14 protein-coding genes are annotated in these 12,842 nt (G+C 35.7%); all 14 read right to left on the bottom strand.

The window, feature by feature from the left end:
• Position 1 precedes the first annotated feature (1 nt).
• Positions 2–475 carry a GDP-mannose mannosyl hydrolase gene (locus tag L2740_RS13585; protein WP_248950699.1) on the bottom strand — a complete coding sequence of 158 codons (474 nt, stop codon included), beginning with the start codon at positions 473–475 and terminating at the stop codon, positions 2–4.
• Between the two features lie 59 nt (positions 476–534).
• Positions 535–1,500, bottom strand: coding sequence for a GDP-L-fucose synthase (gene fcl / locus L2740_RS13590; protein WP_248950700.1), 966 nt, complete (start codon positions 1,498–1,500; stop codon positions 535–537).
• A 1-nt stretch (position 1,501) separates the two neighbouring features.
• Complete coding sequence (gene gmd / locus L2740_RS13595; RefSeq protein WP_248950701.1) at positions 1,502–2,611, bottom strand: GDP-mannose 4,6-dehydratase; 1,110 nt, start codon at positions 2,609–2,611, stop codon at positions 1,502–1,504.
• Positions 2,612–3,298 (bottom strand): glycosyltransferase family 2 protein, encoded by a 687-nt coding sequence (locus tag L2740_RS13600; protein WP_248950702.1) that lies wholly within the window; start codon positions 3,296–3,298, stop codon positions 2,612–2,614.
• Positions 3,299–3,441: 143 nt separating this feature from the next.
• A complete protein-coding gene (locus L2740_RS13605; RefSeq protein WP_248950703.1) occupies positions 3,442–4,308 on the bottom strand; it encodes a glycosyltransferase family 2 protein in 867 nt (288 codons plus the stop codon).
• 13 nt (positions 4,309–4,321) lie between these two features.
• Positions 4,322–5,425 (bottom strand): hypothetical protein, encoded by a 1,104-nt coding sequence (locus L2740_RS13610; RefSeq protein ID WP_248950704.1) that lies wholly within the window; start codon positions 5,423–5,425, stop codon positions 4,322–4,324.
• A 70-nt stretch (positions 5,426–5,495) separates the two neighbouring features.
• Positions 5,496–6,044 (bottom strand): dTDP-4-dehydrorhamnose 3,5-epimerase, encoded by a 549-nt coding sequence (gene rfbC, locus L2740_RS13615; protein ID WP_248950705.1) that lies wholly within the window; start codon positions 6,042–6,044, stop codon positions 5,496–5,498.
• Between the two features lie 4 nt (positions 6,045–6,048).
• A complete protein-coding gene (gene rfbD, locus L2740_RS13620) occupies positions 6,049–6,930 on the bottom strand; it encodes a dTDP-4-dehydrorhamnose reductase (protein WP_248950706.1) in 882 nt (293 codons plus the stop codon).
• Positions 6,930–7,823, bottom strand: coding sequence for a glucose-1-phosphate thymidylyltransferase RfbA (gene rfbA, locus L2740_RS13625; protein ID WP_248950707.1), 894 nt, complete (start codon positions 7,821–7,823; stop codon positions 6,930–6,932). Before rfbA ends, rfbD begins: the two co-directional genes overlap by 1 nt.
• Complete coding sequence (gene rfbB, locus L2740_RS13630) at positions 7,823–8,929, bottom strand: dTDP-glucose 4,6-dehydratase (protein ID WP_248950708.1); 1,107 nt, start codon at positions 8,927–8,929, stop codon at positions 7,823–7,825. Before rfbB ends, rfbA begins: the two co-directional genes overlap by 1 nt.
• 40 nt (positions 8,930–8,969) lie before the next feature.
• Entirely contained in the window at positions 8,970–10,550 is a 1,581-nt protein-coding gene (locus L2740_RS13635) for a capsular polysaccharide export protein, LipB/KpsS family (protein WP_248950709.1), read from the bottom strand.
• Between the two features lie 3 nt (positions 10,551–10,553).
• Complete coding sequence (locus L2740_RS13640) at positions 10,554–11,135, bottom strand: serine acetyltransferase (protein ID WP_248950710.1); 582 nt, start codon at positions 11,133–11,135, stop codon at positions 10,554–10,556.
• Positions 11,128–12,276, bottom strand: coding sequence for a dTDP-4-amino-4,6-dideoxygalactose transaminase (rffA, locus tag L2740_RS13645; RefSeq protein WP_248950711.1), 1,149 nt, complete (start codon positions 12,274–12,276; stop codon positions 11,128–11,130). Before rffA ends, L2740_RS13640 begins: the two co-directional genes overlap by 8 nt.
• A 4-nt stretch (positions 12,277–12,280) precedes the next feature.
• On the bottom strand, positions 12,281–12,841 hold the full coding sequence (locus L2740_RS13650) for an acyltransferase (protein ID WP_248950712.1): 561 nt from the start codon (positions 12,839–12,841) through the stop codon (positions 12,281–12,283).
• Position 12,842 lies beyond the last annotated feature (1 nt).

Below are 12,842 nucleotides of genomic sequence, written 5' to 3' on the forward strand. Positions count from 1 at the left end.
ATTAAATGGTTTTATTTGATGAAGACAAAAAATATGCCTTAGTATTATCGTGTACAATATTTGAATTAAGTAGCTTATTTACATCCCACCACCGATAATCGCTATGTTGTTCTTCAGGCAAACCTGACAAATCCTCGTTTAATGTCAACTCGTAGGCTAAAACTACATAATGCGTGGTAAAGTCATCCCCAGAAAAGCAATCGCAATATAAATGCTCATAAGGACCTAAGAACATCGCACTTGTCAAACTATAAGCTTTTCCAAGCTCAAACAGTGTTAATCGTGAAAATGCATTATCGAAAGTTTCATCTTTGACAATTCTCCCGCCGGGCACGAACCAATAACCTTGCGCCGGACGATTATTGCGTTTTCCCAGTAAAACCTGACCTAATTTGTTTTTAATGATTAAATCGATAGATATTAGCGGAGTGTTTTTAACAACTTTCTTAAAATCTTCTTGAGGTAAATGAGACATATTAGCCTTAATAAGTACCCAGAGGCTTAGCCTGCTGAGTACATCTACTTAATTACTAGTTACTTACGAAAATTATCCTGATTAGCTAAGAACCAATCGTAAGTTGACGCTAAACCATCTTTTAACGATATTGAATAGCTCCAACCTAACGCCTTTAAACGATCTACGTCCATTAGTTTACGCGGTGCACCATCTGGTTTTGTAGCGTCAAATATAACCTTACCTTCAAAACCTACGACTTCAGCAACCGTTTCCACCAACTGACGAATAGTGCAGTCAATGCCTGTTCCAACGTTAATATGACTTAACATTGGTTCGGTATTAGCCTCGTAAGTTGCTTCGTCTAAGTTCATAACATGAATACTCGCTGCAGCCATATCGTCTACATGTAAAAATTCACGCATTGGTGTACCACTCCCCCACGCAACAACTTCTGAATCTCCAGCAAGCTTCGCGTCATGAAAACGGCGTAACAATGCAGGAATAACATGAGAGTTTTGTGGATGAAAGTTGTCATTTTCACCATATAAATTTGTCGGCATGACACTTCGGTAATCACGACCGTACTGTCTATTGTAGCTTTCGCACATTTTAATGCCGGCTATCTTGGCGACAGCATAAGGCTCGTTAGTTGGCTCAAGTGTACCCGTTAATAACTCATGCTCAGACATTGGTTGAACTGCAAGTTTTGGATAAATACAAGACGAGCCTAAGAAGAGTAATTTTTGTATGCCATGAACATGAGCACTATGAATTATATTATTTTGGATCGTCAGGTTTTCATAAATAAATTCAGCAGGGTAAGTATTGTTACCCACGATACCACCTACTTTCGCCGCAGCTAAATACACTTCATCAATTTTCGCCGTTTCAAAAAAAGTACTTACATCAGCTTGTGACAATAAATTAAGTTCTTTGCGCGTACGGGTTATAACCTCTATCCCGCCCTTTGATATAAGCTGCCTAACAATAGCACTGCCTACCATACCACGATGACCAGCGACAAAAACTCGTTTTAGATTCATCTTAACTTTCCAAAGATATTGACACGTCAAAGCCATGGGATTTCAATAACATATGTTGCTTTGCAATAGACATATCAGATTGAACCATTTCCTGGCACATTTCTTCAACGGTAATTTCGGGTACCCAGCCTAATTTTTGTTTGGCTTTAGTTGGGTCACCCAATAATGTTTCAACTTCTGCAGGACGGAAAAACTTGGGATTGACTTTAACAATGATATCACCAACCGATACAGCAGGAGCTTTGTCACGATCGACTGCTGACACAGTGGCGACTTCGTCAACACCTTCCCCAGTAAACACAAGGCTAATGCCTGCTTCAAGAGCTGACATTCTTACAAACTCACGAACTGAAATCTGCTTACCTGTCGCGATGACAAAATCATCCGCCACTTTTTGTTGAAGCATCATCCACTGCATACGGACGTAATCTTTAGCGTGGCCCCAATCACGAAGTGCATCCATATTACCAAGCTCTAACTGACTTTCTAAACCCTGAGAGATATTTGCAAGGGACCGAGTAATTTTACGAGTGACAAAGGTCTCACCACGACGTGGAGATTCATGGTTAAACAAAATGCCATTACACGCATACATACCATAAGATTCACGGTAGTTAACAGTAATCCAATAAGCATACATTTTTGCTACAGCATAAGGAGAACGAGGGTGAAATGGCGTTGTTTCCTTTTGAGGGATCTCTCGAACTTCGCCATAAAGTTCTGAAGTAGATGCTTGATAGAAACGCGTTTTTTTCTCTAAACCATTAATCCGAATCGCTTCAAGCAAACGCATAGTACCCATACCATCGATATCTGCAACATATTCAGGAGATTCAAATGAAACAGCAACATGGGACATTGCACCTAAATTATAAATTTCATCAGGTTGAATCTCCTTGACTAAACGAATTAAATTAGTTGAGTCAGACAAATCACCGTAGTGCAAATGCAAATGTTCACTACTATTTAAAGCAGAATCTATACGCACTGTATTATAAGAAGATGCACGACGAATTAAGCCATGTACTTTATAACCTTTTTCTAGTAATAGTTCAGCAAGATATGAACCATCTTGACCTGTAATACCCGTAATCAATGCCACTTTATTCATTTATATATATCTCTTTAATAAGTTTAAACATAATGTAATTCTGAAACTGAATTTCTTAAACATACTGTATCTAGATTTTTCAGCAGTCGATGATGCATTACCTCCATGACGGCGATACTTAATTAAACGTTCAGGGATAAACTTCACTGAGTACCGGCATTCTGCAATCAACCCTATCCACCAGTCATGCATAGCGATATTCGAGGGAAAGGGAAGTATATCTTTTAAAAGTTCCGCTCTAAATGCCATACAGCAACCAAGATAAGAATTTTTGTACATGTTTTTAAACAATCCACTCTTAGAACCGTTCAACGCAAAAAAACTCTCACTAATAATACCTAGATTTTCATCATTAACGGAACAATCAGAAACAACCAATACGGTATTTTCCAAATGTTTCAAAATAGTAGTTACTTTGTTACCCTCCCAAACATCATCTTGATCAGCAAGAAATATATAATCACCTTGTGCTTGTTTTATCGCATACTCAAAATTTGAGATAAGCCCTTTTTGTGGACCTCTAAATAACTTTATACGACTATCTCTTACAGTTAAATCTTGGATTATGTCAAGAGTACCATCGTTACTACCATCATCAGAAATGATCAATTCGTCATTATGAGACAATTGCTTTATAATGCTGGAAATTTGCTCACCTATAAAAGGCTGACCATTATATGACGCCATACATACGCTAATCAAAATATCTCCTAACCCCAATAAATAAAAAACCTAAATAATACTTAACCACCATCTATAAATAGAGAACTTAAATGACACTTAATTATCCTCTATAAATAGAGAATAATGTAAATTTCATCTAGCAAAATTCAACTTCCATTTTTATGATTTACTAAGTATTTAAAACCATCCCTCACGGCAGCTACCAATGAATCTAAATATGCTTTTGACTGCTTTTGACTGATTATCATAATCAGTGACTGTAGAGTCGAAACAAGAATCAAATATAATGCGTAACTCTTAGGTACATAATTATAAGCCAAAAGGTAGAACGGGTTTCTTTGCTTGTAATAGTTCCTAATAGGGTTATGAATGATTCCGGTTATAGGCCCTTTTTTTAAACCAATAGAATGTTTCATTATTACAGAGGTTACACATGTAATAGGAATACTGCATTTCAAACATTTAAAACACCAATCAAAATCAACTAAATCAATAAATAAGTCTTCGTTCATATCACCGACTGTAGAAAAAGTTTGCGCTGTAACAACAGTACCAGAGGAAATAGCTAATTCGACTAAAAACTCCTTTTCCTGTCCATTGCTAAACACTTTCTTCGGTATCCCTATCTTATTAAGCTTAAACGCGGGCAATTCTTCACCGGAGTCTTCATCGATAACCAAAGGAAGATAAACGGCGCTAGCATTGCTGCATCTATTATTTATCAATCCTGCAGCATAATTGGAAGGTATATAGCTGTCTTGGTCAAAAAAACAAATGAATTTAGCTTGACTATCTAGCGCATATTTAATACCAATATTTTGAGCTTTAGCTATACCTAGATTCTTTTTATTAGCGATAACTTTTACATTTTCAATCTTAAAAAAATTTTCTACGATATCAATACTATTATCAACGATTACAACACTAAGTCCCTGTTCTTTTAATGAAGAAACCAAATTAAGTAATCTGTCTACATCTGGATGATACGTCACAACGATAGCAATTGCATTCATTCTACACTTCTCTTCACTTGACATTTAAAACGTTTGACCAATACCACAAAACAACAATAAAACCGAATGAATTAACTAGCATAGGATTTGTCATCGACATAAGTATGTAGATAAACATCACTGCAAAGTAAAAGCCTCCATCAACTTTATATGCTAATTTCTTGTAATTAGGAAATAATATAGCCGAGTAAAAGACTATTGTTAATATCAACCCGAAATATCGTATATTATCGAGAAGAGTTATTTCCGTTTGAGCAACAAAATAACCTCGTCCACCTGAGTAATACAAACTAGCTAAGCCTTCGCCAAAGAGGATATTCGTTACATTAGCCCAATCAAGAAATGATAGCGCATCCTTGATCTTAATAGCATTACCAAAATCATTAGTGTCAAAAAATCCACCTGCTGGGTCAAATTTAACCAAAAGATAAGCAAGTGCTATAAACAACAAATATATAGATAGGATGATATGTTTTCTACCGAACATAAAGAAAAGTATCAGAATACAACCAACTAATACTGAACGGGTAGAGCTTAAAATTATAAAAAATGATATTAGAAAAAAATAAAACACATTCCAAAAATCAAATTTCAAGGACAAATTCCTAACTACTACTGAAAAACTTATAAATAAAAACGGCAAGCCTCCCAATCTATAAAAATCCTGCACTCCATTGCCAACATCTCTACTACCAGCAGCTATAGAGCCATAATTGTCAAAAACTGTTTGAAGAGAATCAATCTCAAATACTACAGACAAAAACAATATAAGTGTGGATAAGGACAGTACAACTCCTGAAAACAAAGCGACACTATCCATACAAACATCTGTATATTTAATGTAATAAATTAAAAGTAAAGATAAACAAACAAGCATTAGTTGTTGCCTTAAACCTTCAGCAACACCCGTTGTCATGGATATAAGAAATGAATACAAAAATATGATAATTATTAAAAATGGTGAAAACGTGATAACTTTTACATTGCCAAATACAACACCGATAAACAGCATTACAAGCATAAGCATAAAAACCAGCTTATTAACAAAGAGCACTGGTAGTACAAGTGAAAAACAAGTGTAAATCGTTACCAACATTAAAGCTAAGTATTTATACAAACCCCCTCCTTAATAGAACCTTTATTAAAGCCATAATCCAACTTCAAATAGTTAATCACCATATAAGGAGTTATAAATATATAGAACTATCGAATAGCTCTCCTTTTTTATCTTTATCAGAAAGTATTGGAAGGTTATCCATTATAGGCCATTTAATACCAAGTACGCTATCATCCCACAAAATCGAAACCTCACTTGCTGGATGATAGTAATCTGTACATTTATATAAGAACTCTGCCTCATCACTAACAACATAAAAACCATGAGCAAAACCTTCTGGCACCCAAAGCTGACGCTTATTAGTAGCTGATAAATATTCACCCACCCACTGACCATAAGTCGGAGAGTCTTTTCTGATATCAACTACAACATCGAATACTTCACCAACTGTAACGCGAACAAGTTTGCCCTGAGTTTGTTCAGTTTGGTAGTGCAATCCACGTAAAATGCCTTTCTTAGACTTTGAATGATTATCTTGTACAAATTGGGTTGGCTTACCTGTTACGAGCTCTTCAAACTGCTTTTGGTTCCAGGTTTCCATAAAGAAACCGCGCTCATCACCAAAAACTATTGGCTCTAAAATTTTCACATCAGGAATTCGGGTATCGACTACTTTCATCGTCTTAGCCTTTATATGCTTGGATATTGTTTAATGCAGCAGTCCAATCACTTGCTTTAATAGCAAAACGATTTGTGATTTTATCGGTACTTAATCGAGAATTACTTGGACGTTTTGCTGGTGTTGGATATTGGTCAGTTGTGATACTTGTTAAGCTTGGCTTATTTGAAAGAACAGTTTGTTTAACCGCTATATCAAAAATAGTTTCGGCAAATTCAAACCAACTGACATGAGGTAAACCTGCATAATGATAAACACCATATTCAACCGTATCACCTTCTGCAATTCGTTTCGATATTAGAATCAACGCATGAGCAATATCACCTGCATATGTGGGCCCACCAAATTGATCCCCTACCACGCTTAGTTCATTTCGGGCAGCACCTAAACGCAACATGGTTTTCACAAAGTTATTGCCATTTTCACCAAATACCCATGAGGTTCGAAGAATAATATGTTTATCACATGCATTAGCAACTGCAATTTCACCAGCTAATTTACTTTCACCATAAACCCCTTGCGGGTTTGTGGCATCACTCTCTACATACTCACCAGTTTTATTGCCTTCAAAGACATAATCCGTTGAGATGTGCAGTATTGCCGCACCAACACTTTGTGCTGCTTGCGCTAGATAATTAGGACCATCACGATTAATCACATAGGAGAGCTCAACTTCTTCTTCCGCCTTATCTACCGCAGTATGTGCAGCAGCATTAATGATGATGCTTGGCTGGAATTCAGTCACGGCAGAATTTACAGCATCTTGATTAGCAATATCAAGATGTTCTTTATCGAGCGCTAATACTATCGCGTTTTCATTCATAGATAATTGTTGGGTCAGGCAGCAACCTACCTGTCCATTACAACCTGTAATTAATACACGCATTAGCTCGTGACCTTCTTCTGGTTTTCATTAACTAAACGAGTTAAATATTGACCATATTCATTTTTCATCATTGGCTTTGCAAGTGTTAATACTTTCTCTTCACTTAACCAACCATTACGCCAAGAAATCTCTTCTAAACACGCAACTTTTAGTCCTTGTACATTTTCAATGGTCTGTACAAATGACGATGCTTCATGCAGACTTTCGTGAGTACCAGTATCTAACCACGCAAAACCACGACCTAATAATTCTACATTTAACGACCCATCATTTAGGTACATTTCATTTAATGTCGTAATTTCAAGCTCACCGCGATGGGAAGGTTTTACATGCTTTGCCATTTCTACCACTCGGTTGTCATAGAAGTACAACCCTGTTACGGCATAATTTGATTTCGGCGTTTCTGGTTTTTCTTCAATTGAAAGCGCTTTCATCTCTTCATCAAATTCAACCACACCAAAACGCTCTGGGTCTTTTACTTGATAACCAAATACTGTCGCGAGCCCTTGAGATGTTAACTCTCGAGATCGAGTCAGTTGTTGAGTAAAAGATTGACCATAAAAAATATTATCACCAAGCACCAAACAGACACTATCACTACCAATGAATTCTTCACCAATAATGAACGCTTGCGCTAAACCATCAGGATTTGGTTGAATTGCATACTCTAGGTTAATGCCAAAATCAGAGCCATCGCCTAACAAACGCTTAAAACCAGCATTATCTTCAGGAGTTGTGATAATTAGAATGTCTTTTATTCCCGCAAGCATTAACGTTGAAATCGGATAAAAGACCATTGGCTTATCATAAATAGGCAAAAGCTGTTTTGATACACCACGTGTCAATGGGTATAAACGCGTACCAGAGCCGCCTGCAAGTACAATTCCTTTCATTATCTAATCGCCTTTTCAATTACATCTGATTCTGAAGATACACCTAAGCGCTCACCAGCATAAGAGCCATCTAACACGCGTGACCACCATTGTTTGTTATCTAAATACCATTCAACCGTTTTGCGAATACCTGATTCAAATGTTTCTTCTGGTTTCCAACCAAGTTCACGCTCAATTTTCGAAGCATCGATTGCGTAACGAACATCATGTCCAGGTCGGTCTTTTACATAGGTAATCAAATCAAGGTATTGATTAACACCTTCAGGTTTATTAGGGACCAACTCTTCAAGTAATGAACAAATGATATTAACAACGTCAATGTTCGCTTTTTCATTATGACCACCAATGTTGTAGGTTTCACCTACTATTCCTTCTGTTACGACTTTATATAATGCGCGCGCATGGTCTTCGACAAACAACCAATCACGAATCTGCATACCATTACCGTAAACCGGTAATGATTTACCGTCTAAGGCATTCAAAATCATTAATGGAATTAATTTTTCTGGGAAGTGATATGGCCCATAATTATTTGAGCAATTAGTTACGATTGTTGGTAAGCCATAGGTACGTAACCAAGCTCTAACTAAGTGATCAGAAGAGGCTTTTGAAGCTGAGTATGGACTTGATGGCTCATACGATGTTGTTTCTGTGAACAAATCATCAGTACCTTCTAGGTCGCCATATACCTCATCTGTTGAGATATGGTGAAAACGAAATTTCTGTTTTTTACCATCAGACAAGGTATTCCAATAAGAGCGCGTTGCTTCAAGTAAAGTATATGTACCTACAATGTTAGTTTCAATAAAAGCTGCAGGACCATCTATAGAACGGTCAACATGAGATTCAGCCGCCAAATGCATAATATAATCTGGTTGATATTTACTGAATAGTTCGCTTAACTTATCTTGATCACAAATATCACCCTTAACAAAATGGTATCGCTTACTTGACTGAATTGATGAAAGCGACTCTAAATTTCCAGCATAAGTTAACTTATCAAAGTTAACTACTTTGCAATCTGTGTTTTCAATTAAGTAGCGTGTTAACGCTGAGCCAATGAAACCCGCACCACCAGTTACGAAAAAAACTTTACCTTTATCCAAAACTATCTCCCACGATAGGTATAAAATTTAAACTGATATATTAATTAAACTTATTCAACATTGCTAAAGTCGATTTATATAAAACATTTTCACAAACTCGTTCTGAATCATTATTCCTTAGGATATTATCCAAAACCCTATTGTAATCACTCATGTTATTTTCAATATCATCCATAAGGTAATCAAGCTTGGCATTCAACTTAATAAATAAATAGTAAAAAACCATTTTAGCATTCCTAATTTGTATATCATCTAGCCTGTAAACATCATCAAGGTTATTGATTATTTTAAAATAATCTTGCTTTGTAGCGGCTTCAATATCTATGCCATAGCCTGAGTAACAGCCTTTACCTGCTGTGACTACAGGTATACCAAATGTAGCAAATTCTAAACCTGGCGTACCTCTAACTGTTAATATGACATCGGCTATATCTTTGACCGATGCCGTATTCATATCCTTAGGAACAACCTTTACATTACTTGCTCCTAAATCATTCAATAAGCTCTCGACAACACCGATTTCATTAAAGACATAAGAAGTTGGGTGTGGCTTTATTAACCAATTGACGTTGTGTATATCTTTTACCATTTTCAACAACTCAACTAACCAAACGTAATAGTCATTGTATAAACCTTCGGCTATATGTGGAAAGTCACTAAACGCATGCGGCATAATAATAACATTTTTTTTTGTTCTATCGAGACTCATAATAGTAATAAGTTCTTCGGAACTATAAACTCTTTTATTCCGATATGAAGTTAACACATCAATCTGGTTTATCTCCCCAGAAAATCTCTTATCAAAATATAAAGCGACTTCACTTTCAATATCAATACCTTTGAAATCTAACTCCATTTTTTCAAGTGAAATTTCAGGATGATAAAAATGAGTTTTTATATTATCTTTATGTAAATACTTCAACTCTTTCGTCGGCATTAACACCTTAATGCTACGTTCTATCGCTACTCTATATAACACACCATGTTTTAAGTAACATTTGTCCGCTACAATTACGTACCCGACATTTTTTTCATCAAACAAGCCACTAACTATCTTATAATTAAATATGGCAGTTACTATATACTTGAAAAGCTGAAAATCTTTATTCGGACTATACTTACCATCTAACATTCGGATATAAGTATCGTATATCAAGTCTCCTATCAATATACCTTCATATTTGATAGATTCAATATCATCAAGAGACTTAATTTTCCAGTACAAATTTAGCCCTTCAAATAGGCTACAGGTTAATCGAAATATATTAACTAAAGACAGCGCATATAAAGTGATACTTTTTGATATATTATAAGATTCAACTAAGTTAACATAGGGTTCTCGAAATTTAAAAGTACATGCAACTAATGCCTCAATGACCATACTAGTATTACGCTCAATTGACTTTGCAACTCTCATATTTGACTCTAATTCAAAAGGATTCTTTTCAGAAATCTCTACTAAAACAACCTTTTCAGATCCTTTTGAAGTTTCAACCTCACCCCTCGCCCCTGCACTATCCCAAAAAGCTCGATTATTAATAGAGAATCTTTTTATAATATTTCTGTTTGATATAGAACGCTTTACCCTATTAGTAAGTTTATTAATGATTTTCTTTAACATCGCTTATTCACCTAAATACAAATTATGGACGGCAGATACCTTACTATTCAGAAACTTAGCAGGAACTCCGCCAACAACTTGATCATCTCCAACATTCTTCGTTACAACAGAATTCGCACCAATAGTTACATTATTACCGATAACACAAGGTCCTATAATTTTTGCACCAGCACTAATTTGGACGTTATCCCCGATTTTGGATAATGCATTCAAGCCTTTAAAACTATTATTACCAATCGTAACCTGATGCAAAATCGAGCAATTATCACCAATAATTACTTCGGGGTTTATAACTATTCCATTTGGATGTGGTAGAAAGAGCCCCTTACCAATACGAGTTCTAGGTTCGATTTCAATACCTAATCTCAATTGATAACGATTGTAGACAGAATATAAAACCTTATAATTAACTTTATAAAAAAAACTGCCATCGCGCTTATTATAAAAATAGCCGCAAAGCCTGAGCAACAACAAAAACTTATACTTAATATTGAAGATCTTAAATAATAAAGAACTGCTTTCCGTTCCAAAGTTACGAAAATGATCAGTTCGCAAATTGATCTTTAATTTTTCAAATTCATTCATTAGTAATTTCGCATGTGAAAAAATCATGTATCTTTCTAATGACATAATCAACATCGTCTTTTGTAAGACCATAATACATCGGAAGTCTTATTAATCTCTCACTTTGTGTAGTAGTAAATTCATCCTTACCTTCGAAGCGAGAAAACCGTACACCTGCAGTAGAGCTATGTAGTGGAACATAATGGAATACGCTTAATACTTCATTTTTTTTCAAATAGTCAATCAATGATGTTCTTACATTAATATCTTTAACTTTTATATAAAACATATGGGCATTGTGGGAGCACCCTTCAGGGATTGAAGGCATATCGAGAAATCCCGTATCTTCTAGTAATTTTAAACCATTGAAATATCTAGACCAGCTACTTAATCTATCCTCATTGATCGTTTGGGCATGATTTAACTGCCCCCATAAATAAGCTGCACTGATATCATTCATTAGGTAGCTACTTCCAAGATCAACCCAAGAGTACTTATCTACCATTCCTCGAAAAAATAAACTTCTATCAGTTCCTTTCTCTCTAATGATTTCAGCCCTAATAGTAAACCGTTCATCATTAACGATGAGTAAACCACCTTCACCAGCACTGGTATAATTTTTAGTTTCATGGAAACTAAAAGCCCCCAAATGTCCTATCGTGCCAAGTGGTTTTCCTTTGTATGTACTCATCATGCCTTGCGCTGCATCTTCAACGACAAAGAGACCATATCTATTTGCAATTTCCATAATAGCGTCCATTTCACAAGGAACGCCAGCATAATGTACAGGTACAATAGCCTTAGTTTTATTGGTAATAGCACTCTCAATTTTGGACTCATCAATATTCATTGTATCTTTTCTAACGTCCACAAATACGATTTTGGCACCTCTTAAAACAAAGGCATTTGCTGTCGAAACAAAAGTAAATGAGGGCATTATAATTTCATCACCTTCTTCTATATCAAGAAGAATAGCCGCCATTTCTAAAGCGTGTGTACAAGAAGTCGTCAAAAGAGCTTTATTACATTTTAATACTCGTTCGAACCAATTATGACATTTTTTAGTGAATTCACCATCACCTGAAATTTTTTTGCTTAGCATGGAAGCTAAGATAAATGATTCTTCCTTGCCTGTGATACATGGCTCATTAAACGAAATCATTACTTTATTCCTCACTTTCTAAATATTGTTCTTTTAGATTTAATAGATCTTTTGATCTATCTTTAATTTTTACTGCAGGATTACCAACATATATACTCCAATTTAGTGTAGGCTTAAGTACTAATGATTTTGCACCAACAGAAGTACCTACCGCAAGGTTGGCTCCTGGCATGATAATTGCGCCAGCACCAACAATAGAGTATTTACCAATAACGACCTCACGTTTTAGTTCAGATTTATATTTCTCAGGTACAGTGGAATTTGTCATTGTCATTCCGGAATAATCATCTGATTGCGTGAAAACTTGGACTCCATATGCAATCGTACTAAAATCTTCAAAAGTAATGCCTTTTTCCCCTCCAGCTACTAAACACATAGGTGTGATGTGAACATTCCGTCCAATATTAACTAATCCAGATATGATACAGAAATCATCAATCCTTGAATTATCACCGATGGATATATCGCCTATGTTATATATACTGGCCTTATCACTAATTTTGACGTTCTTACCGACTTTTTTAAAACCCATTAAAAGTAATTGCTCACGAGAATAATAAGCCACA

The organism is Shewanella pneumatophori (assembly GCF_023283895.1).
In the GTDB taxonomy this organism is placed as follows: Bacteria; Pseudomonadota; Gammaproteobacteria; order Enterobacterales; family Shewanellaceae; genus Shewanella; species Shewanella pneumatophori.

What these genes read in the sequence shown, in the direction of transcription:
- gmd (WP_248950701.1), bottom strand. Translation starts at nt 2,611, where the DNA reads ATGAATAAAGTGGCATTGATTACGGGTATTACAGGTCAAGATGGTTCA.
- L2740_RS13600 (WP_248950702.1), bottom strand. Translation starts at nt 3,298, where the DNA reads ATGGCGTCATATAATGGTCAGCCTTTTATAGGTGAGCAAATTTCCAGC.
- L2740_RS13640 (WP_248950710.1), bottom strand. Translation starts at nt 11,135, where the DNA reads ATGAATGAATTTGAAAAATTAAAGATCAATTTGCGAACTGATCATTTT.
- rfbD (WP_248950706.1), bottom strand. Translation starts at nt 6,930, where the DNA reads ATGCGTGTATTAATTACAGGTTGTAATGGACAGGTAGGTTGCTGCCTG.
- rfbC (WP_248950705.1), bottom strand. Translation starts at nt 6,044, where the DNA reads ATGAAAGTAGTCGATACCCGAATTCCTGATGTGAAAATTTTAGAGCCA.
- L2740_RS13635 (WP_248950709.1), bottom strand. Translation starts at nt 10,550, where the DNA reads ATGTTAAAGAAAATCATTAATAAACTTACTAATAGGGTAAAGCGTTCT.
- L2740_RS13605 (WP_248950703.1), bottom strand. Translation starts at nt 4,308, where the DNA reads ATGAATGCAATTGCTATCGTTGTGACGTATCATCCAGATGTAGACAGA.
- rffA (WP_248950711.1), bottom strand. Translation starts at nt 12,276, where the DNA reads ATGATTTCGTTTAATGAGCCATGTATCACAGGCAAGGAAGAATCATTT.
- fcl (WP_248950700.1), bottom strand. Translation starts at nt 1,500, where the DNA reads ATGAATCTAAAACGAGTTTTTGTCGCTGGTCATCGTGGTATGGTAGGC.
- L2740_RS13585 (WP_248950699.1), bottom strand. Translation starts at nt 475, where the DNA reads ATGTCTCATTTACCTCAAGAAGATTTTAAGAAAGTTGTTAAAAACACT.
- rfbA (WP_248950707.1), bottom strand. Translation starts at nt 7,823, where the DNA reads ATGAAAGGAATTGTACTTGCAGGCGGCTCTGGTACGCGTTTATACCCA.